General features: G+C 49.8%; 23 protein-coding genes and 1 tRNA gene. 7 read left to right on the top strand and 17 right to left on the bottom strand.

The window, feature by feature from the left end:
* Positions 1-3: 3 nt before the first annotated feature.
* Positions 4-972 carry a tRNA glutamyl-Q(34) synthetase GluQRS gene (gene gluQRS / locus AOC34_RS02645; protein WP_108470004.1) on the top strand — a complete coding sequence of 323 codons (969 nt, stop codon included), beginning with the start codon at positions 4-6 and terminating at the stop codon, positions 970-972.
* On the opposite strand, the gene AOC34_RS02640 is transcribed toward gluQRS, so the two are convergent.
* On the bottom strand, positions 969-2,384 hold the full coding sequence (locus AOC34_RS02640; RefSeq protein WP_108468652.1) for a DEAD/DEAH box helicase: 1,416 nt from the start codon (positions 2,382-2,384) through the stop codon (positions 969-971). The genes gluQRS and AOC34_RS02640 overlap by 4 nt on opposite strands.
* A gap of 6 nt (positions 2,385-2,390) precedes the next feature.
* Entirely contained in the window at positions 2,391-2,795 is a 405-nt protein-coding gene (locus tag AOC34_RS02635) for a heme-binding protein (protein ID WP_199908337.1), read from the bottom strand.
* A gap of 230 nt (positions 2,796-3,025) precedes the next feature.
* Between AOC34_RS02635 and AOC34_RS02630 the strand changes: the two genes are divergently transcribed.
* On the top strand, positions 3,026-6,088 hold the full coding sequence (locus tag AOC34_RS02630) for an FAD-binding and (Fe-S)-binding domain-containing protein (protein WP_108468650.1): 3,063 nt from the start codon (positions 3,026-3,028) through the stop codon (positions 6,086-6,088).
* 32 nt (positions 6,089-6,120) lie between these two features.
* On the opposite strand, the gene AOC34_RS02625 is transcribed toward AOC34_RS02630, so the two are convergent.
* The 3 genes from AOC34_RS02625 to queG are packed head-to-tail and all read right to left on the bottom strand — an operon-like array spanning position 6,121 to position 8,418.
* Complete coding sequence (locus AOC34_RS02625; protein ID WP_108470003.1) at positions 6,121-6,462, bottom strand: AzlD domain-containing protein; 342 nt, start codon at positions 6,460-6,462, stop codon at positions 6,121-6,123.
* Positions 6,462-7,247: an AzlC family ABC transporter permease gene (locus tag AOC34_RS02620; RefSeq protein ID WP_108468649.1), complete on the bottom strand. Its 786-nt coding sequence runs from the start codon at positions 7,245-7,247 to the stop codon at positions 6,462-6,464. Before AOC34_RS02620 ends, AOC34_RS02625 begins: the two co-directional genes overlap by 1 nt.
* 37 nt (positions 7,248-7,284) lie before the next feature.
* Entirely contained in the window at positions 7,285-8,418 is a 1,134-nt protein-coding gene (gene queG / locus AOC34_RS02615; RefSeq protein ID WP_108468648.1) for a tRNA epoxyqueuosine(34) reductase QueG, read from the bottom strand.
* 48 nt (positions 8,419-8,466) lie between these two features.
* Between queG and tsaE the strand changes: the two genes are divergently transcribed.
* From tsaE to AOC34_RS02600, 3 genes are all read left to right on the top strand, one after another.
* On the top strand, positions 8,467-8,985 hold the full coding sequence (tsaE, locus tag AOC34_RS02610; RefSeq protein ID WP_234408137.1) for a tRNA (adenosine(37)-N6)-threonylcarbamoyltransferase complex ATPase subunit type 1 TsaE: 519 nt from the start codon (positions 8,467-8,469) through the stop codon (positions 8,983-8,985).
* 11 nt (positions 8,986-8,996) lie between these two features.
* A complete protein-coding gene (locus AOC34_RS02605) occupies positions 8,997-10,313 on the top strand; it encodes an N-acetylmuramoyl-L-alanine amidase (RefSeq protein ID WP_108468646.1) in 1,317 nt (438 codons plus the stop codon).
* A gap of 62 nt (positions 10,314-10,375) precedes the next feature.
* A tRNA-Lys gene (locus AOC34_RS02600) sits at positions 10,376-10,451 on the top strand.
* Positions 10,452-10,591: 140 nt separating this feature from the next.
* On the opposite strand, the gene AOC34_RS02595 is transcribed toward AOC34_RS02600, so the two are convergent.
* The 3 genes from AOC34_RS02595 to ribA form a co-directional block, all read right to left on the bottom strand.
* The gene (locus AOC34_RS02595) at positions 10,592-11,710 is read right to left on the bottom strand and encodes an MFS transporter (protein WP_108470002.1); all 1,119 of its coding nucleotides are present in this window, start codon (positions 11,708-11,710) and stop codon (positions 10,592-10,594) included.
* A gap of 86 nt (positions 11,711-11,796) precedes the next feature.
* Positions 11,797-13,989, bottom strand: coding sequence for an OsmC domain/YcaO domain-containing protein (locus AOC34_RS02590; RefSeq protein ID WP_108468645.1), 2,193 nt, complete (start codon positions 13,987-13,989; stop codon positions 11,797-11,799).
* A 69-nt stretch (positions 13,990-14,058) separates the two neighbouring features.
* On the bottom strand, positions 14,059-15,132 hold the full coding sequence (gene ribA / locus AOC34_RS02585; RefSeq protein ID WP_234408136.1) for a GTP cyclohydrolase II: 1,074 nt from the start codon (positions 15,130-15,132) through the stop codon (positions 14,059-14,061).
* A gap of 332 nt (positions 15,133-15,464) precedes the next feature.
* On the opposite strand from ribA, the gene AOC34_RS02580 reads away from it, so the two are divergent.
* Entirely contained in the window at positions 15,465-16,742 is a 1,278-nt protein-coding gene (locus AOC34_RS02580; protein ID WP_108468643.1) for a hemolysin family protein, read from the top strand.
* A 72-nt stretch (positions 16,743-16,814) separates the two neighbouring features.
* Here the strand turns inward: AOC34_RS02580 and AOC34_RS02575 are convergent, their stop codons facing one another.
* Positions 16,815-17,267: a hypothetical protein gene (locus AOC34_RS02575; RefSeq protein WP_159074797.1), complete on the bottom strand. Its 453-nt coding sequence runs from the start codon at positions 17,265-17,267 to the stop codon at positions 16,815-16,817.
* Positions 17,268-17,480: 213 nt separating this feature from the next.
* Between AOC34_RS02575 and AOC34_RS02570 the strand changes: the two genes are divergently transcribed.
* Entirely contained in the window at positions 17,481-17,828 is a 348-nt protein-coding gene (locus tag AOC34_RS02570; protein ID WP_108468641.1) for a hypothetical protein, read from the top strand.
* Between the two features lie 21 nt (positions 17,829-17,849).
* Here the strand turns inward: AOC34_RS02570 and AOC34_RS10215 are convergent, their stop codons facing one another.
* The 8 genes from AOC34_RS10215 to AOC34_RS02535 form a co-directional block, all read right to left on the bottom strand.
* A complete protein-coding gene (locus AOC34_RS10215) occupies positions 17,850-18,035 on the bottom strand; it encodes a hypothetical protein (RefSeq protein WP_159074796.1) in 186 nt (61 codons plus the stop codon).
* Between the two features lie 333 nt (positions 18,036-18,368).
* Entirely contained in the window at positions 18,369-18,713 is a 345-nt protein-coding gene (locus AOC34_RS02565) for a hypothetical protein (protein ID WP_108468640.1), read from the bottom strand.
* A gap of 3 nt (positions 18,714-18,716) precedes the next feature.
* The gene (locus AOC34_RS02560) at positions 18,717-19,265 is read right to left on the bottom strand and encodes a hypothetical protein (protein WP_108468639.1); all 549 of its coding nucleotides are present in this window, start codon (positions 19,263-19,265) and stop codon (positions 18,717-18,719) included.
* The gene (locus AOC34_RS02555) at positions 19,262-20,458 is read right to left on the bottom strand and encodes a hypothetical protein (RefSeq protein ID WP_108468638.1); all 1,197 of its coding nucleotides are present in this window, start codon (positions 20,456-20,458) and stop codon (positions 19,262-19,264) included. The genes AOC34_RS02560 and AOC34_RS02555 overlap by 4 nt, the downstream gene beginning before the upstream one ends.
* 83 nt (positions 20,459-20,541) lie before the next feature.
* Positions 20,542-20,898: a hypothetical protein gene (locus tag AOC34_RS02550; protein WP_108468637.1), complete on the bottom strand. Its 357-nt coding sequence runs from the start codon at positions 20,896-20,898 to the stop codon at positions 20,542-20,544.
* Between the two features lie 39 nt (positions 20,899-20,937).
* Positions 20,938-21,849, bottom strand: coding sequence for a ParA family protein (locus tag AOC34_RS02545; RefSeq protein ID WP_108468636.1), 912 nt, complete (start codon positions 21,847-21,849; stop codon positions 20,938-20,940).
* Positions 21,850-21,869: 20 nt separating this feature from the next.
* Positions 21,870-22,286 carry a bactofilin family protein gene (locus AOC34_RS02540; protein WP_108468635.1) on the bottom strand — a complete coding sequence of 139 codons (417 nt, stop codon included), beginning with the start codon at positions 22,284-22,286 and terminating at the stop codon, positions 21,870-21,872.
* Between the two features lie 15 nt (positions 22,287-22,301).
* Positions 22,302-22,769: a bactofilin family protein gene (locus tag AOC34_RS02535; RefSeq protein WP_108468634.1), complete on the bottom strand. Its 468-nt coding sequence runs from the start codon at positions 22,767-22,769 to the stop codon at positions 22,302-22,304.
* Positions 22,770-22,775: the final 6 nt, after the last annotated feature.

Genomic DNA, 22,775 nt, shown 5'->3' with positions numbered 1-22,775 from the left:
GAGATGATTTTAGCTGTGTCTAGCTTAAAACCACCCCATCCCTGCTACCGCGGGCGCTTTGCGCCCTCGCCAACCGGACCTTTGCATGCCGGCTCACTGGCCAGCGCCTTGGGAAGCTGGTTGGATGCCCGCGCCAATCAAGGTACTTGGCTCGTCCGCATCGAGGATTTGGATGCGCCGCGCTGCATTGCAGGCATGGACCAGCACATTTTGGCTCAGCTACAGGCCTGTGGGCTTACCTGGGACGAGGAAGTGATCTGGCAATCCCAGCAGCTCACGGCCTACCAAAACGCCATAGAAACGCTTTACAGCGATCGGCAGGTTTATCCCTGCGCTTGCTCACGCCAACAGATTTCAAGTGTGCTGAGCAGCCAAGGCCTACTCAGGGCTCGCAATCAAGAGCAGGTCTACCCGGGCACCTGCCGCAATGGCCATGTTTGGCAAGCGCAGCTTCCCAATAGTGATTCACCTTCTGCTTGGCGCCTTGCCCTCAAACCCGATCAATGGATTCGCTTTAGCGATGCGGAGTTGGGACCGCAAGAACAAAACCTGAATGCAGATGTAGGGGATTTTGTATTACGCAGAGCCGATGGGATTTTTGCGTATCAACTGGCCGTGGTGGTTGATGATGCAAGACAAGGCATCACGCACATTGTGCGGGGCGCTGATTTACTCAGCAACACCGCGCGGCAAATTTACTTGCAAGGGGTTTTGGGCTACGCGACTCCCCAATACCGCCACTTGCCACTGGTTTTAGATCCCCACGGGGAAAAGTTGAGTAAGCAGACCCATGCTACTCAAATCGATACTGCAAGTGATGCTGCTGTTTTACAGGCATTGCAGACCGCTGCACTGCATCTGGGTTTAAGAAATCTCAGTGATGGGCAAGACCAAACGATTGCAGAGTGGTTACTGCAGGCCACGCATGCTTGGGCCGATAAGACCAAGCAGATCAGCCGCACTCAAAACTAACCGGTCTTTTTTTTCATGCCACCGAGTAAAGCGCCAACTGGTGATTTAGCGGGCGTAATGCCTGCTTTTCTAATGGGGTTAGCGATCGGCTGATCGGGGTTGCCATCGTCAAGACTCGCTTTGGGCGCTGCTTGTGCGCCACCGGCTGGCGCTGCGCCGGCTTGATAAGGCTTATAGAAAAATGGGTCTGCTGTTTTGCCGCCCTTGATCTCTGGCAGCGGCATCACTTGCAATTTGCGCTTCATCAATTTTTCGATGTCGTCTAACAAGCGCTTTTCACCATCATCTACCAAGGCAATCGCATCGCCAGTACTACCTGCCCGTCCTGTACGACCAATACGATGGATAAAGTCCTCGGCGTTGTAAGGCAACTCATGGTTAATCACGCAAGGCATCGCTGGAATATCCAGTCCGCGCGCTGCAACATCGGTTGCAACCAAAGCTTCAATGGCGCCCGACTTAAATGCATCCAAAGTCAACGTACGTTCACCCTGACTTTTGTCGCCGTGGATTGATCCGGCCTTAATGCCATCGCGCTCGAGTGCCCGCGAGAGTTTGGCGCAGCCTAAACGGCTATTGGTAAAGATGATGCATTGGCGCGATAAACCCTGGCGCGTACGCGCCTCTAAGATGGTGGTGATAGCGCGCTGTTTATCTGCCGCAGAGACCAAGTGCACCACTTGCCTGACGGTATCAGCAGCAGCATTTTGGCGCGCCACTTCAACCGTAACCGGATTGCGTAAATAACTCTGTGCTAATTTTTTAATCTCAGGCGAAAAGGTGGCTGAGAACAATAAGGTTTGGCGCTGCGCTGGTATCAAATTAATGATGCGCTGCAGATCAGGCAAAAAGCCCATATCGAGCATGCGATCGGCTTCGTCCAAGACTAAGATCTCGACTTGCGACAGGTTCGCGGTTTTAGAGCCGAGGTGATCGAGTAAACGTCCAGGCGTGGCAATCAGTATCTCAATGCCACTGCGCAGCTGAGCCACTTGGGGCTGCATATCCACACCACCAAACACGACGGTTGAGCGCAGATCCGTATGCCGAGAGTAGTTGGCCGCATTATCGGCAACCTGTACTGCCAGTTCGCGGGTTGGTGTTAAGACCAGTGCGCGAATGGGATGGCGCGCTGGCGATGCACTGCTGCTCGAACCAGGGAGTAACTTTTGAATGATGGGCAACACAAAGGCGGCAGTCTTGCCAGTGCCCGTTTGCGCCGCACCCATTAAATCCTTGCCCGCTAGCACATGGGGAATCGCTTGCGCTTGAATGGGGGTTGGGGTGTTGTAGCCCTGTTCGCCGATTGCCTTTTGAACGCGTGGGTCAAGGCCAAAATCGGCGAAGGTAATGCTAACTGGAGAGTCGGCAGACTCTGCGGGAGTGTTTGTATCTACAGTGGTATTGGTCAAGGTAACTTAAATAATGGCCGCGATCCCAGCCTTAGCAGTGCTGGCATCTTCGGAAGACTTCACGCCGGAAACGCCGACTGCGCCGATGGTAAATCCATTTACATCGATATTGACGCCACCCTCGAGCATCCCTTGAATATGGGGTGCGGATAAAAAGGAGGTACGGCCGTTGTTAATAATTTCTTCGTACACACGACTCTCGCGCTTACCCATTGCAGCCGTACGGGCTTTCTCTTGCGCAATGTAAGCGGATACAGGAGCACAGCCATCGCGGCGAATCATGCCAAGCATATGGCCGCCATCGTCGCAAACTGCAATCGTCACTGCCCAGTTGTTTTCAGCAGCATGGGCATTGGCGGCGTCCAGAATGGCTTGAACGTTTGCTTGGGTCAGGTAAGGTTTGCTTGCCAACATGGTGGTCTCCTAATGGTGTTTTGGTCTGAATTCGGTGGAATCCCGCAACGGTCGCTGTTGAGGCTCAAAATCCCTTGCTTAATCCGACGCGGGTCAATCTTCTAAAAATCAATTGCCACGTAAAATCGAACTTCTGTAAAAAACAGGGGATCAAGCTGAAATAGTCGGTCTTTTGTAGAATTTCACTCGATTCTGAATGTATTTACCATTTTCCCATACCTTGAGCCATGCCAACAAAAACCGCCCTGCCCCCTGAAATCAGCTCCCAATTGCAAAAGCACATCCGTGGGCAGGTGCTAACCGACACCCCAAGCCGGGGTCGCTACGCCACGGATGCATCGATTTACCAGCAATTTCCGGTTGGAGTTGTGATTCCCGAAGATGCGGCCGATATCGAAACGGCTTTAGCGGTAGCGCGGGAGCACTCGATTCCGGTAATGCCACGCGGCGGCGGCACGAGCCAATGCGGTCAAACCACTGGGGTTGCTCTGGTCATTGATAACACCAAGTCCTTTCGCAAAATCCTTCATGTCGATCCCGAAAACGCCACGGCTGAAGTGGAGCCCGGTTTAGTTCTAGATCACCTCAACGCCAATCTAAAAAAACATGGCTTGTGGTACCCCGTTGACGTTTCTACCGGAGCGCAAGCAACGATTGGCGGCATGGCCGGAAATAATTCCTGTGGCAGTCGCTCGCTTGCATACGGCAATATGGTGCACAACGTCTTGGGCATCGATGCTTGGCTACCTGATGGCCAACTCGCCCAATTTGGCAACTATGATCAGAGCACGGGAAGCGCAAAACAGCTGGGTGATTTTGTTAAAGGCTTAGCCAATCGCTTGCAACCGGAAATTGAAGCCATGTTTCCGAAAGTCATGCGCCGTGTGGCTGGCTACAACTTAGATGTGTTTCATCCGCAAAGCGAATTACCCTACACCAAAGACGGTAGCGTTAACTTGGCGCACTTGTTGGTCGGTAGCGAAGGAACGCTGGCGTATTTCAAATCACTGCAACTGAAATTGGCCCCGTTGCCACAGCATAAGGTGCTCGGCATCGTGAATTTCGCAAGCTTCTACCGTGCCATGGATAGCGCGCAGCACATTGTCAAATTAGGTCCTACCGCCGTTGAGTTGGTGGACCGCACCATGATTGATTTAGCGCGCCACAATCCCAGCTTTAAAAAGACCATTGAAAGCGCACTGATTGATGCCGCAGGACCAACACCCGAAGCAATCTTGCTCGTGGAGTTTTCCGGTGAAGCGCACGCCCCACTTTTAGAACGCGTTGCCGCACTCAACGAATTGATGAGCGACTTGGGCTTACCCAATAGCGTGGTGTCGATGCCAGATGCCGGTCTGCAAAAAAATCTGTGGGAGGTTCGTAAAGCAGGTCTGAACATCATGATGAGTCTCAAAGGCGACGGCAAACCCGTCAGCTTTATTGAGGACTGCGCCGTACCACTCGAACACCTTGCTGAATACACCAGCGCACTCACCGAGGTCTTTTCAAAATACGGCTCCCGCGGTACCTGGTATGCGCACGCATCCGTAGGCACCTTGCATGTTCGGCCGATCTTGGATATGCGCCGCGATGGTGCGCAGAAGATGCGGGCGATGGCCGAAGAGGCTTCTGAGCTGGTACGTCGTTACAAAGGCGCGTACAGTGGCGAGCACGGCGATGGCCTGTGCCGCGGCGAATGGATTACATGGCAATTTGGCCCCAAGATTACCGATGCCCTGCGTGAGATCAAACACGCATTTGATCCCGATAATTTATTTAATCCCGGAAAAATCATTGATCCGCCAAAGATGGATGATTCGAGTTATTTCCGCTTTCCGCCGGAATACAAAATCATTCCCCTCAAGACCAATCTAGATTGGTCGGCATGGAATGTGCAAAACAATCCCGTCACTGAAGAAACAAGCGCGCCCGGTAGTGGCGGCGATCCAGCGCATGGCTTCTCCAAAGCAGTCGAGATGTGCAATAACAATGGCCATTGCCGTAAATTCGATGCCGGCACGATGTGCCCGAGCTACCGCGTCACCCGCGATGAAAAACACCTCACCCGTGGTCGTGCCAATACCCTGCGCCTTGCCGTATCCGGTCAACTGGATGCTGCGCCAGGTGAAGATCCGCTCACTACTGCGGCGGTCAAAGATGCCATGGATTTATGCGTCAGCTGCAAAGCCTGTCGCCGTGAGTGCCCAACGGGTGTCGATATGGCGAAGATGAAAGTGGAATATTTAAGCCACTACAAAAAACGCCATGGTCACACGCTGCGTGATCGCCTAGTTGCGCACTTACCGCACTATGTCCCGATGGTCAGCCGTATTCCAGGCCTACCAGCCTTACTCAACATTCGTAATCGCATCCCCGCCATTGCCAAGATACAAGAGTGGTTCACTGGTATTTCGGCCGAGCGTACCCTGCCGGTCTGGCGTAGCGATACTTTTTGGAATGCCCCGATCGATTCAGCAGCAAGCGCAGCACAATACCGTTTCACGCCAGAGCAACTGCAAGCTGAGAGTAAGGCGGTCGTACTATTAGTCGACACCTTTAATGCCTACTTTGAGAACGAGAACGTGCATGCAGCGATTCAGGTGCTCCGCTCCGCTGGGTATCAAATTCACATTCCGCAAATGGATACGGCGAATAGCACTGCCGCTACAGAACAAAAATGCTCAAAGCAATTTTGTTGTGGTCGCACCTACCTTGCTGCCGGTATGGTTGATGAAGCCAAGGCCCACTTAGGTGCCTTGGTAGAGCACCTGGCACCCTATGCCGAGCGCGGCATTGCCATCGTTGGCCTGGAACCCTCTTGCCTCTTCACCTTAAAAGACGAGGCCTTAGTAATGGGCTTTGGACAAAAGGCGGTGAGTGTCAGCCAAAAAGCGCAACTGCTAGAAGAGTTCTTAGTCGATGAATCCAAATCCGGCAAACTCAAACTCAATCTCAAACCGGCTGATCGCGCAGTGCTCTTTCATGGCCACTGCCATCAAAAAGCATTTGCTGCCGTGACGCCAGCGCTAGAACTTCTGCAACTCATTCCAAATGCAAAACCCACTCTGATTGAATCCTCTTGCTGCGGTATGGCTGGTAGCTTCGGCTATGAAGTCGAGCACATTACGGTATCAAAGCAAATGGCAGAACTCAGTTTATTGCCAGCAATACGGCAAGCGCCCGATAGCTGGGTGGTTGCCGATGGCACAAGTTGCCGTCATCAGATTCATGATGGTACGCAGCGCGATGCTGTACACATTGCTCGTATCTTGGCAGCCCACTTGCAATAAAGCCTTAATACAACCAAGACTCTCGTACGGCCTTAGCGAATCACGCCGTACGAGACCATCAGCAGCGTACCAATCAGTAAGGCCGGGACAAGACGCTGCTGGGGTTTTGACAGCATGATGCTGACGCTAATTACACAAATCAGAATCCGTATCCACAGCGGTACGGTATCGAGCAAACCAATTGGCAGCACAATCAAGCGAACGGTTAAGGCCGCAACCATGGCATAAGTAACTGCCGATAACCAGCGAAAGATTTCGCTGTCTTGGTTGATTTTGCCTGCCAGCATCACGCCGATCGCACGGCATAAGTAAGTGCCAATGCAAGCGCTTGCGAGAGCAATCCAAACCCCCCATCCCTGTAAGTGCTCGGCCATCACAGCATGCCTCCATCCGACGCTGATCTGCGCTTACGCAAATACTGACGATCAATCCAATACGCTAAAGTCCCCGCCACAATGCCGGTAGTCAAAAGACTCGTATCGCGATCCAGTAAATAGAAGAAAGGACCCATCACACAACCCAAGGCAATCGCGATCCGATTAATCCATGGCTTCACCTCAGCAAAAGTCAGCAAGAAAAATAAGGGGTTAATAAAAATCAAGCCGAGCGTAATAAATACGGGCACTGCGCCTGCCAATAAATAACCCAGGATCGTCCCTGGTACTGAAATCATCCAGCACAATAAACCGAGGCCGGCAAAGTAACTTAAGCGGTGCTGCGGCTCAATCCGCTGAAATTCCCGCATCGACACAGCCCATGCTGTCATCGCTAGCAAATGGACGGAAGCATACAAGCCCTTATTTTGATCGCGCCGATCTAGCTGCGGAAACAAAGTGATGGTCATGGTGATAAAGCGCGTTGATGTCAATGTGACAGCCAGGGCAATGGCCAGCAGTGACGAACCGGCAACCATCATCTCCATCAATACAACTTGACCGGGTAGTGCAAACATTAAGAGACTGCTGAGGGTCGTAAAACTGAGCTCAAAGCCGCTGGTTTTACCCATCGCACCAAAGCCAACCATGCCGGCAAAGAGCACCATAGCTGGAGCGCCGCTCGCATCTTTGACGCCATTCCAAAACGCATCCTTGCGACTAGCAAAACGATGCAACTCAGACCCTTGGGCGGGCTCTAAAGCGGGATCATGATCGGATGGCATATTGGGATTGTATGAGTCCGAAGGAGTGGACCGATTTTTATGCCAAGAATGGGGCCTCTAAGGCCCAATCGATGTGTTCCTGCACCAAGGCATCAGCCGCTCCTTGCGCTTCTTGCAAGGCATCGCGTAATACTGCCTTCAGTGCTGGAGTAGTCTTTTCTGAACGCAAGGCATTGCCCATCGCTACAGCGAGATTACGGCGCCAGCGGATATAGCCAATGCGGCGAATGGCGCTCCCCTCATGGCGGCGCTCAAAATCGCTTGCAGTCCAGGACCACAACTCTAATAAAGAACTTCCACCCATACCATTGCGCTCGGCAAAATCCGGCAAGGCCGTTGCTTGCGCAAACTTATTCCACGGGCAAGCTAATTGGCAATCATCGCAGCCGTAAACACGATTCCCCATGGCGGCTCGAAATTCCAGTGGAATGAGGCCCGGGTTTTCGATCGTGAGGTAGGAGATGCAACGGCGTGCATCAACCACATATGGAGCAGTAATCGCTGCGGTTGGACACACATCAATGCAGGCACTGCAAGTACCGCAGTGGGGCTCTATTGGCGCATCCACCGGCAAGGGTAGATCGAGCAAGATCTCCCCCAAAAAGAAAACCGAGCCCGACTCGCGATTGAGCAAGAGCGTATGTTTGCCGCGCCACCCCAATCCCGCTTTTTGCGCTAACTCGACTTCCATCAACGGCGCTGAATCCGTGAAGACGCGGTAGCCAAACGGACCGATGCGCGCTTCAATGCGCGTAGCCAAATCCTGTAGGCGCTGGCGCAACACTTTGTGGTAATCCCGGCCGCGGGCGTAAACCGATATCACGGCCTCACCGGGGCTAGCAATCCGCTTCCACTCCGCGTCAATATCTAGATCGGGGGCGTAATTCATGGAGACACAGACAACGCGCAAGGTGCCAGGCTGAAGCAGCTCTGGACTGGAGCGTAAAGCGGCATGGCGCTCCATATACCCCATCTCACCATGGTAGCCGGCGGCCAACCAGGCTCGCAAGCGCTCTGGCGCAAGCCCTAAATCGGTATCGGCAATCCGCAGGCGATCAAAACCCAATGCCAAGGCTTCGCGATCGAGCCAAGCCCGAAAGTCAGGGCCTGTGATGGCGTCCGGCGCAGCCGAATGATCGGCAGTAGGCATTGTTTTAGGCGGGATCGGCATTTACTGAATAAACTACGCTACACGTTAGACACACAAGCTGATTCCCATTTGAAATCGATTAAAAGACATTGTAGGCAAGAAAGTGAAACAGCTGACCTCGCTAAGGGGCTTGGCAGCATACTGGCGCATTTTTTTGCCGATGCTAATTCACCAGAGCGGCATGTCAATATCGCTCTAGAAGGCAATTTAGGCGCAGGCAAGACGGCATTTACGCGCTACCTGATTCAGGGCATGGGCTATGCTGGCAAGGTTAAAAGCCCAACCTATTCGCTTTGTGAGTCGTATCCGATTGTGTGCGGCAAACAAACGGCTGAGGCCTTTCATTTTGATTTGTACCGCATGCGCACTCCCCTCGAGTGGCAAGAAGCCGGCTTGGCAGAGCATTTTGATGCGCCCGGTATGTGCTTGATTGAGTGGCCAGAAAAAGCAGAAGGCACCCTTCCCGAGCTCGATCTGCAAATTGCGATTACGGCAGGCGAACTAGAGACCGAACGGCAATTTGAGCTCAAAGCCCTGAGCGATTTAGGCCTAAGAATTCTTGCTCAGCTGCAAGGCGATCTCCCCTAAAATCAGGGCCAATGGCAGATCACATCAACCCCAATCGGCGCAAACACCTTAAAGGCTCGGCTACAACGCTAGGCTTAATACTGCTATTAGGTAAGGCTGACATCGCGTGGGGAGCGACGATTCTGGGTGTGCGTGTTTGGCCATCTGAAGACTACACCCGCATCACCCTCGAATCCGATAACGCCCTCAAAGTCAGTCACCAAATTCTGACGGGGCCAGATCGCTTGGTTGTTGATGTAACTGGCTTGCAACTCAATCCAACCCTGCGGGATCTGGTTGCTAAAGTGAAGCCTAACGATCCCTACGTGTCGCAAATCCGAGTGGGGCAATTTCAGCCCAATGTGGTGCGCTTGGTGTTTGATCTGAAAGAGCCCATTAAGCCGCAACTCTTCACCCTTGAGCCCGTTGCCGAATACAAATTCCGCTCTGTATTTGATCTTTACCCCACAACGCCGCCTGATCCACTCATGCAACTCGTTCGCAGTAGCGCAAAAAAAGAGCAGGCGCTCGAGAAAAAGAATGAAGAAGATCTGATTGCGCAGTTTGCCCATCGCCAAGACGCGCCGGCTGCGCAAGCGATTCCAGCACCCAAAGACACTGCTGCCAGCCCACGCTTTAAGCGACTGATTACCATCGCCTTAGATCCAGGACATGGCGGCGAAGATCCTGGAGCTATTGGCGCTCGGGGTAGTTATGAGAAAAACATTGTGCTGTCGATTGCCAAGCGCCTCAACAACAAGATCGAAAATGAGCCCAATATGCGGTCATTTATGACCCGCGATGGCGATTATTTTGTGCCGCTCCATACTCGAGTGCGTAAGGCTCGCCAAGTGGGCGCCGATCTCTTTGTCTCGATTCATGCGGATGCCTTCATCCAGCCACATGCCAGGGGCGCTTCTGTTTTTGCCCTCTCGCAACAAGGCGCAACCAGCACCACTGCGCGCTGGATGGCCAATAAAGAAAATGCATCCGACCTAATCGGCGGGATCAATATCAAGACAACGGACAACCAAGTGGCCCATCTGCTTCTCGATATGTCGACCACCGCGCAAATCAAGGATTCGGTACAAGTCGGTAGCGCGGTATTGCAGCGCATTGGCGGATTTGCAGCCCTGCATAAGCCTAAAGTAGAGCAAGCTGGCTTTGCAGTTCTCAGGGCTCCAGATATTCCATCCATCCTGGTGGAAACCGCCTTTATTAGCAATCCAAAAGAAGAGGCAAAGCTCAATGATGAGGCCTACCAAGAGCAGATTGCAGAGGCGATTTTGCTGGGAATTAAGGACTACTTTGCCAAGAATCCCCCCGTAGCAAGGCGCTCTGCGGCTTAAGAATAGGGGGCCGGCGTTTTCAAGGCCAAAACAAAATAATTGCTATAATTTCAGTCTTTACTGGGTCGGTAGCTCAGTCGGTAGAGCAGCGGACTTTTAATCCGTTGGTCGCGAGTTCGAATCTCGCCCGACCCACCAGTAATACGAAGCCCCTGAATGAAAGTTCAGGGGCTTTTTTCTTTTGCTTAGCAAATCCAATGCACGTCTCCACCCCGATTTAACCCTCAAGCTTGGTCCTAAGCATCACCAACTTAAGGATTTCATACGACGCATATTGATTAAGTGCGTCTTGAAATACGATTCAGGAAAATGAGCCCCAACACAGGGCCTGGTAGTAATAACCAGGTAATGTAGTGACCCATCAGGGGCAAGAGGACGGTACTGATTTGAATCGAGATCATCGTGATCGTAAAGCCAATAGCATTTTGGATGGTCAGTGCAGTACCGACGATTTCAGGTGGGCAGGCTTGTGCTGATAGCGCTGAGAATTGTGGCGAATCAGCGATGACGCTCATGCCCCAAATAATCCAAAACAGAATTTGTGCCCACAGTGGCAATCCAGAAATCCATGGATAAAGTAAGCAGCAGATGCCAGATAGAGCTAAAGCGCTTGAGGCAACCTTTACTCCCCCAATGGATTTACTAAGCTGACCTCCCAGAAAGCAGCCAATGGCGCCAATCCCAATGACAGCGAATGCGAGTCCCGATAAGTTGATGGGATTTTGAACTGAGTAGCTGCTCGCAATCAGAAATGGCACCAGCGCCCAGAATGCATAGAGCTCCCACATATGGCCGAAATACCCCAAGGCAGAGCGACGGTATTCCGCAATAGCAAAGAGCTCACGAAAGCCGCTGAGTTTGACCCGTGCAGCACTGCCTAATTTGAGGTGGGGGCCATCGCCGAGCCAGAAAATCAGCCCCATGGCAACAAGAGCAAGGAAAGAGGACAGCAGAATAACCTCTTGCCAAGGCCAATCCACACCGAAGTAGCGGGTAGCGTGCGGAATCGCCGTTCCGATTGTGAGCATTCCGACCAACTGGGCAATCCGCGAGCTCGCTTTTTGGGGGTGCCAGGTCATGATGAGTTTCATACCAATGGGATAGATACCGGCCAAACAAATTCCAACCAAGAAGCGTAAGCAAGACCCGATCCAAAGACTATCCGCCAATAAAGCAAATGCGCCATTAAACAAGGCCCCAAGCAAGGCACAGGCTGCAAAAAGATGGCTGGGCTTAAATCGATCGGCAATCCCGCTTAAGGCAAAGACGAGGGTACCCGCCACAAAACCGAGTTGCACCGCATTAGTCAGTATGCCGATACCAGCAAGATTGATATTCCATGAATCAATTAAATTGTCAGCGACCCCATTGATGGAAAACCACAGCGAGGTACCCATCAGCTCCGCAATCACAATCAATAGCGAAGCTAGATTAGGGCTAATGGATCGAGGGGGTGTCGTATTAATCAATTGAGGATAAAATGCTAAGTAACTCCGGATCTGGCTCGATGTAATTTCTTCAAGCTATCTAGCAAACGCTGGTGACGATCAAGCCCTTCTAATTTCAGGCTGGTGGGCGTCAAGCCATAGAAACGCACACTGCCATCGATCGAGCCCAGTACTGCATCCATTTTGTCATCGCCAAACATTCGGCGCAGATTATGGGTGTAGTTGCTCATGGTTAATTCGTCATCCAGATGGATGGCCAGTGCGGCATCGAGGGCTTGATAAAACAGCTTACGCTCTACGGTGTTGTCGTTGTATTGCAAGAAGGCTCCCACCAATTCCTGCGCCTCATCCCATTGCTTCAACGCCAGATGAATTAATAGCTTTAACTCCAATACCGTCAATTGACCCCAGACGGTGTTTTCATCAAACTCGATACCAATCAGTGTTGCGATATCGCCATACTCATCGAGCTCATTATTTTCTAAGCGATCGAGTAAATCCGCTAGGCTGGCATCGTCCAAGCTCAGTAAATTTAATATGTCCTCGCGAAATAAAAGTGCCTTATTGGTGTTATCCCAAATCAGGTCTTCGATGGGGTAGACCTCGGAGTAGCCAGGCACCAGGATTCTGCATGCGGTTGCACCAAGCTGGTCATACACTGCTACATAGGACTCTTTATTGATGTTCTTCAGAATGCCAAATAAGGTTTCAGCTTCTTCTGCATTGGTCTTAGTGCCTTTGCTAGTAAAGTCCCACTCCACGAAGGCGTAGTCTGATTTAGCGCTAAAGAAACGCCAAGACACGATACCACTGGAGTCAATGAAATGCTCTACAAAATTATTCGGTTCGGTCACCGCTTCGCTCACGAATGTCGGCGGCGGCAAATCATTGAGGCCCTCAAAACTACGGCCTTGCAGTAACTCGGTCAAGCTGCGCTCGAGCGCGACTTCAAAGCTAGGATGGGCACCAAACGATGCAAATACACCGCCGGTACGCGGGTTCATTAAGGTCACACACATCACTGGATAGACCCCGCCCAGTGAGGCATCCTTGACTAAAACCGGAAAGCCCTGCTCTTCCAATGCTTTTATGCCCGCCAGGATATGCGGATATTGATCCAAGACTGCTTGGGGCACATCAGGCAAGGCAATTTCACGTTCAATGATGTCGCGTTTGACTGCGCGTTCGAAAATTTCAGATAGGCACTGTACCTGGGCCTCTGCCAATGTATTGCCAGCGCTCATGCCATTACTGACAAACAGGTTCTCAATCAAATTCACCGGAAAGTACACCACTTCTTGATCGGACTGGCGCACAAATGGCAGAGCGCATATACCCCGCTCCCTATTACCGGAGTTGGTATCGATCAGATGGGATGCGCGTAACTCACCATCGGGGTTGTAAATCTGCCGGCAGTACTCATCGAGTAACTCTGGGGGTAAAGCGTCTTTCTTGCCAGACTTAAACCAGCGCTCATGGGGGTAATGCACAAATGCCGCATTGGCAATGTCCTCGCCCCAATACGCACCTGCATAGAAATGGTTATTACTCAGTCGCTCAATGTACTCACCCAAGGCGGAAGCCAGCGCACTTTCTTTCGAGGCCCCCTTGCCATTGGTAAAACACATGGGCGAATGCGCATCCCGAATATGTAAAGACCAGACATTCGGGATGAGGTTGCGCCAGGAGGCAATCTCGATCTTGATTCCGAGGTTCGACAGTACCGTCGACATATTGGCAATGGTTTGCTCTAGCGGCAAGTCCTTGCCTGCAATGTAGGTCTTTCCATCCACTCCGGTATTGGGGGCCAATAAGGCCTGCGCATCGGCATCCAAGTTTTCGACTTCCTCAATCACAAACTCAGGGCCAGCTTGCACTACTTTCTTAACGGTACACCGATCAATCGATCGCAAAATACCTTGCCGGTCTTTGGCGGACATGTCCGCCGGCAATTCAATCTGAATCTTGAAAATCTGCAGATACCGATTCTCCGGATCCACAATATTGTTTTGTGAAAGGCGGATATTCTCAGTGGAGATACCGCGCGCATCGCAATACAACTTCACAAAATACGCTGCGCACAAGGCAGAGGAAGCTAAAAAGTAATCGAATGGCCCAGGAGCAGAGCCATCACCCTTATACCGAATCGACTGATCGGCAATGACAGTGAAATCGTCAAATTTGGCTTCAAGCCGAAGCTTATCGAGAAAGTTGACTTTGATTTCCATGGGGGTAATTCCACTAAAAGTGCGCTGTTTACCTAGATTAAATTACGGTCCGATTACCCTAAGGGCAACTCAAAAAAGATGGCCGCTTTTTTTAGCCTTCACCTTCAAGTAGGCGTCATTATGTTGATTTGAGGGGTAAATGTGCGGCACCCGCTCAACGACTTCGATGCCACAATTTCTTAGAGCGGTGACTTTCGCAGGATTGTTGGTCATCAACTTCACGCGGCTAACGCCAAGCAAGCGCAAGATCTGCGCCGCTGGTAGATAGTTTCGTTCGTCCGAGTCAAAGCCGAGCTGTAAATTAGCATCAACCGTATCAAAGCCGGCATCTTGTAATTGATAGGCACGCAGTTTATTGACGAGGCCAATACCCCGCCCTTCTTGCGCCATGTACAGCAAAATACCGCTACCGGCCACAGCCATTTCGCCAATCGCACCGCGTAATTGATTGCCACAATCGCAGCGCAAAGAGCCAACTAAATCGCCGGTAAAGCATTCGGAATGGAGCCGCACCAATACCGGCTCAGCCGGATTAAGGTCGCCAACGATGATGGCCAGATGCTCTATGCCGCCATCGCGCGGACGGAAAGCAAGTACCCGAGCGTTTTCAGCATTTTCTAAAGGCACACGTGCTTCGCTCACCTGCGTTAATGAATGCGCTGCAACCGTCATATACGATTGGATCGAGCTGGCCTGTACCGCAGGAATATCTGCAGCTACAGTTGCGCCAGCCTCAACGATCAGCGCAGCAGGCAAGAGTCGCGCTAGCTTTGCCAAAGTGACGCACGACTGCTCTAAAGCATCCGCATCCTTCACCACTAAGCTTGCCATAGTGGGGGGCGTCATCGATGCTGAAAGGGGGTTAGCCAAATACTCGATTAAGTCGAGTGAGATGCCTTCAGGGTGCGAGAGCACGCTCACTGGACGATCTGATTTATCGATACCCAACACATTCATACGCGTACCAGTCATGACTAACTTGGGCGCTGCGCTTCCCGACTGAACTAATAGATTTAAACAATCTGCAGATAAAGCATCTACAGCCAGCATTAACAGGCTACTGCGCTCATCGTAAACACGCACTACGGCACCGCGGCGTATTTCCGAAATCGCGCGATCAACTTCAATAAGGGGGTCAGGCATCGCCATGGTTATTTACTGTCAATCTAATATTGGGTCAACTCAAAACAGCAGACTTAATAGCAGGCCGCTGCGTTAAATAGAAGACTAAAGGCCTATTATCCCACCCAATGGCAACTCTTCAGCCCGAAGACTGTACTGAAAGAGCTGAATGAGCCCTTCCCACATGGATTCAGCGCTCTAGCGGTGAATCGATCGCCTGAACCATTGGAGCTTACGTGGCTTTATTCCTTTAAATTCAGGGCTTAAGCCCGCACCAAGGAATACCCATCAGCGTCACGCTTTTTTGATATGATGATCGCTTCTCAACAGCCCAGGTGCTTTTGCACCACTATATGGAAGTCGTAATACTAATTGGACTAATCCTCCTCAATGGCTTGTTTGCCATGTCCGAAATTGCTCTGGTTACGAGCAGAAAAGCAAAACTCCAAAAGTTAATTGATCGCGGCGACGATGAGGCCAAGGTAGCTGTCGAGCTCGGCGAGAACCCCACCAAATTTCTTTCAACAATTCAGATCGGTATTACATCGATTGGCGTGCTGAGCGGCGTCGTCGGTGAATCTGCTATCGCAATACCTATGTCCCATCTGCTGGCTTCAGAAGGCATGGACCCCAAATATGCCGACTGGCTTTCTTTGGGTGTTGTAGTTGCGGTTATCACCTACCTCTCGATTGTGATCGGAGAGCTAGTACCTAAGCGCATTGCCCAAAACAATCCTGAGCGGATTGCCCGCTATATTGCCAAACCTATTTCTGCACTGGCGTTTATTTCTAAACCATTTGTGATTTTGTTAACGGTTTCGACTAATTTTATACTGAAGGTGCTGGGCATTAAAGATCACAGCAACAATGAGGTGACCGAAGAAGAAATCCATGCAGTGCTCGAAGAAGGTACTAGCGCCGGCCTCATTGAGGTGAATGAACACAATATGCTGCGCAACGTCTTTCGCCTCGATGACCGTCAAATTGTCTCGCTGATGGTGCCACGTGCGGATATTGTTTACTTGGATGTTGAAAACACATTTGCAGAATCAATTGATTTAATTGATTCATCGGAGCATGCTCGCTTTCCGGTCGTCAAGGGCGGTCTGGATAACATCCTGGGCATACTCAATGCACGCAAGATGCTCGCATCGGTGGCCAAAGGCGGGGAAAAAACCCTTGAGAATGGCTTGCAAGCACCTTTATTTGTGCCTGAAACACTGACTGGACTAGAGCTACTCGAGAACTTTAAATCCTCGCACAATCAAATGGCATTTGTGATTGATGAATATGGTGAGGTTATGGGCCTCATCACTCTACAAGACTTAATTGAATCGATAACCGGTGAGTTCTCGACTAACGACCCAGAAGAATCATGGGCGATTAAGCGTGAGGATGGTTCATGGTTATTTGATGGTCACATTCCGATTCCCGAATTCAAAGACTCGCTCGAGCTCGACTCAGTACCAGAAGAAGATTTGGGGCGCTACCACACCCTTAGCGGATTGATGATGCTCTTAAGTGGAAAGATCCCAAATACCGGCGATGTAGTCGAATGGGCTGGCTGGAAACTCGAGATTGTTGATATGGACGGCAAGACCATCGACAAGGTCCTAGCTAAGCAGTATTAAGGCCGAAACGGGCTCAAATCGATACTTAATTGAGGTGTTGCACCGAAAGAGCCTCATTGTGATCAGCCGAATCTAACTATCGCTTGCCACCTTGGCTTCAGCAAACTTCATTTCCAATACTGGGCGTTTAAAAGCAGGGTGATCTGGGTAGATTTTTGAAAGATAGTAAATCAATTCCCGGTCGGTTTTTCCATACTGATGCTCATTTAACAGCTGCCTTAACGCCCAAATTAATTGAAGGGAATTTCGCTCATCCTTTAAACCACCATCAACCTCATCCGCTTCGTCTGCAAGTGCATCTAAATTGAGGCCTTGAGCAATAATTAATAGATCGGGGGGCATCGACCATTTTTGGGTGTGATGCGCCCAATACAAAAATCGCTTAAAGTCTACACGCATGTTTTGAGCTGAAAAATTTTGGATCCATGCATGCTCAATGACGAGGTCTAGCTTCACCTTAAACTCAGGATATTCTCCACCGAAATTGCTTCGATCGAAATGCAACTCGCCTGCGGCATCGCGCACTGGAAACTTAATTTTCTTTGGATTTAAGCCCTGCACCAAAGCGGCTGCCTGCCATGTGTATACATACGGCTTTGAAGACCAATAATCCCACTCAATATCCACGATACATGCCCTAATTAAATTGTCTTTTCTGTACGCTAGTATGCCAAAGAAATAGGCCGCATTAATAGAAGATTCTGTTACATTAGCTTATACGGATCAATTAATCTCATCATGAAATTCATCAATTTTTTTACTTGCTTGCTCCTCCTCTCGCAAAACGCCTTTGCCAGCCTATCGATCGCTGAATTCGAAGAAAAAAATAAGTCCCAAAATACGGATACCTACATCGTCGGCCTTGCCAGCGGACTGAGCGCTGCAAATAACGCGCTTATCCAAAATAAAACGCCACCTCTGTTTTGCTTGCCGCCGTTCCTAAAATTAACGGTTGTCGACTACAAAGAAATTATTGTCCTAGGCATAAAAGACATTCCAGTCGGTAGGCCAAATCGAGAGGCAATGGACATTGATGGAATTTTGTTGAAAAAGCTAGCTCAACTCTACCCCTGTGGCTACAACTAGTCGGTGTATTTCGCCTGGCTGTTAATGCAGTTCAGGAACTGCTTGCGGGCGATGTATGACATTTGGCAGGGGCTCAGAAAACCCTAAACCTGATTTAGCTTGATCGGGCCAAGTGACCGACTCCCTGACTAAATCATTGATGCACAACTCCACAAAGCTCTCAGAACGGAAAGCAGCTTCCCCTCTTGTTTTAGATTGATTCATCATCACCCCGCGGTTTAGGTAGATGAAACTATCCTAAGCCGAGTTGGCGAGATTGAGAAGCCATATCCAGCCATTTCTTACCTCATGAAATTTAACCCCAACCCCATGATTTATATACAAAATCTGAATTAACTATGCGGGTATAGCGGGGCTATAGAGCGAATGGACTAAATTTAGTCAATGGTTTCAATAGGATGGGAGAATAAGTTAAGACTGACTTCAAATACGCAATCGAAGGCATTAAATTAATTGCAAAGATTGCCTGAGGGCGAGCTCAATATGACCGCGCACTCTGTATTCCTAGGTGCTTATTACGAAAAAATCGAAAGGGGATGCTTAACGCATTAATAGGCGACTTAACGCGCCTCTGGCCTCTGGAACACCTAAATCCATGGCTGCTTGCAATAGGGAAGTGGCTTTCGGAATGTCCCCTACATGGCTCTTAACAACGCCAAAATTGTACGTTGCCTGCGCATTCTTGCGCCGTACCTCGCGCTCTAGCTCATCATATAGCGTTGCTAACTGACCTTGGTTAAGCTGATTTGCAAGGGCCATCATGCAGGGCTTTAAAAAGGTAGGGTCTAACGCTCCTACTTCAAGCGACATAAAGGCCTCAAATGCCTGAGGATAAAGGCCTAGCTTTAAAAATTCCTCTGCTTGATAAAAGTTTTCGTTCTGCATGGTTTAAACCGTAATCACTTCCCATGTGCCATTTAATTTAGCATGAAAAGGCTCATGGTATTGATAAAACTGAATGCCGCCAAAACGGCTATTTTCTTCTAGGATTTGATTCGATAAATCAACAATACTCGATGGCTGCCAATTAAAGTCGGGCTGCTCAACCCAAGCGCGGATACCCTCTTCTCTCTTAATAAAATGATCCATAGAGCCAATCATCTTAGTAATCTCCTCTCCATACGTAACAATTGCCCTTAAAAAACGTGGCGAGTCGAGGAATGCAAGCTCAATAACGATGTACGGCAAAGCAAACGCTAAGGCTTTGTGCTTTCTGGCATTACGAAAATAAACTTGCTTAGTGATATCCCATGGCTTATCGGTGCTATCCAGGGAGTAGTCAAAAATCCAGTTTTTGCTGTAAAAGAAAATGCACTGGCGACCTACAATTTCTTTCGTAATTGTCTTAACGTGGGTTTGCTCACGCAACAAGCGCAGCTGCTCATAAGGCTGCAACTTAGCAGGCTGTCCAGTGCTAGAGTCTGCCGCTGAACTCATTCTGATCTTTTAAATTGTTCAACTACAACACTCGCGTTATCGCCAAGATCTCGATTGATACGATAAATGAAATTTTGATCGTAGATGAAAAAATATGTACGCAGGAGCGGATCTGCTAAAACAATTCTCTTAAAGTTACCTTCGCTTAATCCCTTAATGATCTCGAATGTCTTTTGTTGATCGGCCTGTGTCCCTGCAGTCGGAGCTTGTTGCTGAACGCGTTGCAATAAATCCGTTTTAGAAGTCGATCCCTCATAAAAGGCAGGGCAACATTGAATCACGCCCTTCGGCCTTACGCCCGCCCAAGCAAAGTCATCGTTTCCGTACTTAAATTGTGAGGCAGTAATGACCAATTTAAGCTTATTGTCCTGGGCCGCCCATGTACCAATCCACCGCTCATTAATCGGCACGCTAGCCGGCTTTACGGCAGCCTCAACGGGTGCCTCAGTCGGGGGAACTGGCGCTACTGGCGCACTATTCGGAGCCACTTGATCGCTATTGATCTGAGTAATTGGGCCGGCAACGGGAACCGTTTCTTCTTTTTTGCTTTGCGTTTTTGCATAATAAATCCCACCAATCACCAGCGCAAATAGAAGTAGGATAAAAACCAAAGGTAGGCGATTGCTTTTTTCAACTGGCTGGGCCTCTAATCCCACATCAGCTGCTTTGATTGGCGCGGCCTCACTGGTTGCAGTTTCAAGCCGATTGATCGGAGTGGGATTGTCATTAACCGCTGCCGACAACGGACTAACATCTAAGAGGGTAAGCGGCTCAACACCTTTACTTGGGCACTCAAGCCCATGGGCAAAAATAAGCGCCTCTGCTGCATTGGGGAACAAGCGCTCATGGCAAGCAATTTGATCGAGAACTGTATTTTTTTCAATGCGATATTTAGTTAGCAAATACAACTTATATGCATCCTGATTCAAATCACGTGCACCAGAATATGTTGTGACTGACGGCAATGTTCGGGGGCGGTATAACAGGCCAAATGCAATTAATAAGACACCGATTAACCACTTTAATTGCAACAAAAGGGTGAATTGATCGTGAGCAAAATCGGTTAAATCGGTATTTTTAAAGGGCGAGTCCTCGGGGTAAATGGATGCAACCACCAAGGCTACTCCGCAGAGGAGTGCAGCAACCTTTGCAATGAGCCCCAGCGATTGCGTTTTTTGAGAAACATCGTGCATATAAATTCCTTGGATCACTGCGGTATGCTTTTTTACTCCTCCGGCTTATTCCAGAAGAAGCCGATAAATTTTACCTACATTTCTTAAGAGGAGCGGGTGGGTGCGGCGCTCCTGATCTCATCGTCCTGAACCGGCTTAACCACTTCATCGGCTTTTGGCTCCGCAGAGGGGGTACCCTCGCTCTCAGGCTCCCCTTCTTGTTGCAACTGCTCTGCTTTTTGCATCACCACCTTTACAAAGGTATCCGTAGTCCCGAAGTTACCGACCCAATGAAAATATTCTAAGAATTGCTCTTTGGGCATAAAACGAAGATTGGAGTCACTTAAATTCTTGTACTCAACCAAAGCAACACCGAGGGCATTGGGTGGATACACTTGCTTGACAGCAATTTGCACCCCATTGGCATCTTCAAAAATATCGTTTCGTGTAGGGTCGGTCATAGCATTTCTTACGTATCAATGTGAGTTAATTGGCCTGCATTACTTCGATCGGCGCAAGAATGCTGGAATAAAACGGCGCTCTCGTGGGGCAGCAGGGTCGGCGTCAAAAGAGGATGGCTGCCGTCTTTCTGTTAATGGCTTTGCAGCATATCCGCCATAGATCCCCAATTCCTTGGCACGCTCTCGGTAGTCATCCAATACGCTTACCTTTTTTATAATCTCGCGATTCAGTGATGTTCCGGTTAAGGAGAGTGACTTTCTAATCGCCACTCTTTCTTCAACTTTTTTAGTTAGGAATTTTCCGAAATTACAAAAGTTTTCAGCCAGCGCTTGATTGGAGCCAACACAAAGAAAATCCTCATACACATAACTATCCAGATCGGCTGCTCGATGAATCGGTGGTGTAATGTGGCAATTCATTAAAAAATCCAAATTGGTAAATGCGCCATGGGCAGCATAGCCCGGCTCTACCCTGCTAGGAACAACCAAAATAAATTGCTTATTGATTGCTAGTCGAGCCATCCGCTGTTGCGCGTACTCCAGAATAAAAATTTCTGTGCTGGCCATCTCAAACTTGGAGGCTGAGCTCGGCACTAATACGATATCAAAGTCGAGCATAAAGTCGTCAGACAATGTTGGATGCCACGTCAGATCAGAAATGCTAATTTGCGTCCCTAAGGAGTATTTACGTACCGCTGCCCGAGCGCTCAATAAGGCAATGCCCGGGTTTTCGTAATTGATTTCTGCGCAGTGCACTCGAACGCCAATATCTGGGGCCTTCTTAGTCCAGCGGGATGAAGACCCCTGCTTATCAAAATCAATCAGAGAAACTTGTACACCCTCTTGAAGCGCAAAATAGGCAGCCAAGTTCGCCGCAATCGTGCTCTTACCTACCCCACCCTTTTGATTAGTGATCAGTATCTTAATAGGCTCATTTAATTGCGTATTCATGGTTGGGCGCTATGCAGTGGTTAAGGCAATTCTGAATCGGTGCTGGTGGAGGAATCTTTTTCACTGATCTTGGACAGCTTGCCGCTTAGGCGCGCGCCGTGCTCTATGCCAATCTGGGCATAGACGATATCCCCATGGACATCGGCACCACTATGCAATTCAACGCGCTCGGATGCACGCACATTACCCTCAACGCGTCCCGCAACCAATACACGCACACCTGAAATGTTACCCTGCACTAAGCCCGTCCTACCCAGCGCAATGCAAACGTCAGCGCCGTACTTCGTCTCGACATCACCAATAATCGTGCCATCAATTCGCAGGCTCTTAGTAGCTACGATTCTTCCGTATATCTCTAAATCCGGCCCGATGATGGATCCAAACGTCTCTCTTGAAGGATCCAACAACCGGATTGCATGACTTTGCTTGAACGCCATGTCAGACTAGTATCACTAGTTCTTAATAAACTTTCCAGATACCTTGCTGCCACGCTGTATATGGATGTATTTGTAACTAATGGCTCCATCAACACGGGCAAGAGGGCCGATATTGAGGTCATCGCAATTCACTTCACCCTTGAGCTGGCCTTTAATTACCAGCTGTTCCGAATTTAGCTCACCTTCAACCTGACCGCTGGCATCGATCAGTACCGACTTTGCAGTCACTTTCCCACGCACCGTACCAGCGATATTGAGGACGCCATCAGACGTAATCGTGCCTTCAAACGTAAAACCTTCACTAATAATCGACGGCTTTGCAATTCCTGGGCGACTTGCAAGCTCATTGCGAACCATTGACTCGTAAGCGGCTGCCTGATCTTCGGTGGAGACGGATGCAGGTTCAGAATAATCATCAACCTGTTCATTTGCGATTTTGTCATCGCCATTATCTGGGGGTGAATTTTTTGAAAAGATAGACATCGTTAT

Origin of the sequence: Polynucleobacter difficilis (genome assembly GCF_003065365.1) — a bacterium.
Taxonomy (GTDB): domain Bacteria; phylum Pseudomonadota; class Gammaproteobacteria; order Burkholderiales; family Burkholderiaceae; genus Polynucleobacter; species Polynucleobacter difficilis.
This window is presented reverse-complemented; position numbering and strand designations above follow the sequence as displayed.

What these genes read in the sequence shown, in the direction of transcription:
- AOC34_RS02595 (WP_108470002.1), bottom strand. Translation starts at nt 11,710, where the DNA reads ATGGGTACCTCGCTGTGGTTTTCCATCAATGGGGTCGCTGACAATTTA.
- AOC34_RS02555 (WP_108468638.1), bottom strand. Translation starts at nt 20,458, where the DNA reads ATGCACGATGTTTCTCAAAAAACGCAATCGCTGGGGCTCATTGCAAAG.
- AOC34_RS02625 (WP_108470003.1), bottom strand. Translation starts at nt 6,462, where the DNA reads ATGGCCGAGCACTTACAGGGATGGGGGGTTTGGATTGCTCTCGCAAGC.
- AOC34_RS02630 (WP_108468650.1), top strand. Translation starts at nt 3,026, where the DNA reads ATGCCAACAAAAACCGCCCTGCCCCCTGAAATCAGCTCCCAATTGCAA.
- queG (WP_108468648.1), bottom strand. Translation starts at nt 8,418, where the DNA reads ATGCCGATCCCGCCTAAAACAATGCCTACTGCCGATCATTCGGCTGCG.
- AOC34_RS02620 (WP_108468649.1), bottom strand. Translation starts at nt 7,247, where the DNA reads ATGCCATCCGATCATGATCCCGCTTTAGAGCCCGCCCAAGGGTCTGAG.
- AOC34_RS02580 (WP_108468643.1), top strand. Translation starts at nt 15,465, where the DNA reads ATGGAAGTCGTAATACTAATTGGACTAATCCTCCTCAATGGCTTGTTT.
- AOC34_RS02590 (WP_108468645.1), bottom strand. Translation starts at nt 13,989, where the DNA reads ATGGAAATCAAAGTCAACTTTCTCGATAAGCTTCGGCTTGAAGCCAAA.
- AOC34_RS02560 (WP_108468639.1), bottom strand. Translation starts at nt 19,265, where the DNA reads ATGAGTTCAGCGGCAGACTCTAGCACTGGACAGCCTGCTAAGTTGCAG.
- ribA (WP_234408136.1), bottom strand. Translation starts at nt 15,132, where the DNA reads ATGCCTGACCCCCTTATTGAAGTTGATCGCGCGATTTCGGAAATACGC.
- AOC34_RS02535 (WP_108468634.1), bottom strand. Translation starts at nt 22,769, where the DNA reads ATGTCTATCTTTTCAAAAAATTCACCCCCAGATAATGGCGATGACAAA.
- AOC34_RS02540 (WP_108468635.1), bottom strand. Translation starts at nt 22,286, where the DNA reads ATGGCGTTCAAGCAAAGTCATGCAATCCGGTTGTTGGATCCTTCAAGA.
- AOC34_RS02605 (WP_108468646.1), top strand. Translation starts at nt 8,997, where the DNA reads ATGGCAGATCACATCAACCCCAATCGGCGCAAACACCTTAAAGGCTCG.
- AOC34_RS02550 (WP_108468637.1), bottom strand. Translation starts at nt 20,898, where the DNA reads ATGACCGACCCTACACGAAACGATATTTTTGAAGATGCCAATGGGGTG.
- AOC34_RS02545 (WP_108468636.1), bottom strand. Translation starts at nt 21,849, where the DNA reads ATGAATACGCAATTAAATGAGCCTATTAAGATACTGATCACTAATCAA.
- AOC34_RS10215 (WP_159074796.1), bottom strand. Translation starts at nt 18,035, where the DNA reads ATGATGAATCAATCTAAAACAAGAGGGGAAGCTGCTTTCCGTTCTGAG.
- AOC34_RS02565 (WP_108468640.1), bottom strand. Translation starts at nt 18,713, where the DNA reads ATGCAGAACGAAAACTTTTATCAAGCAGAGGAATTTTTAAAGCTAGGC.
- AOC34_RS02570 (WP_108468641.1), top strand. Translation starts at nt 17,481, where the DNA reads ATGAAATTCATCAATTTTTTTACTTGCTTGCTCCTCCTCTCGCAAAAC.
- gluQRS (WP_108470004.1), top strand. Translation starts at nt 4, where the DNA reads ATGATTTTAGCTGTGTCTAGCTTAAAACCACCCCATCCCTGCTACCGC.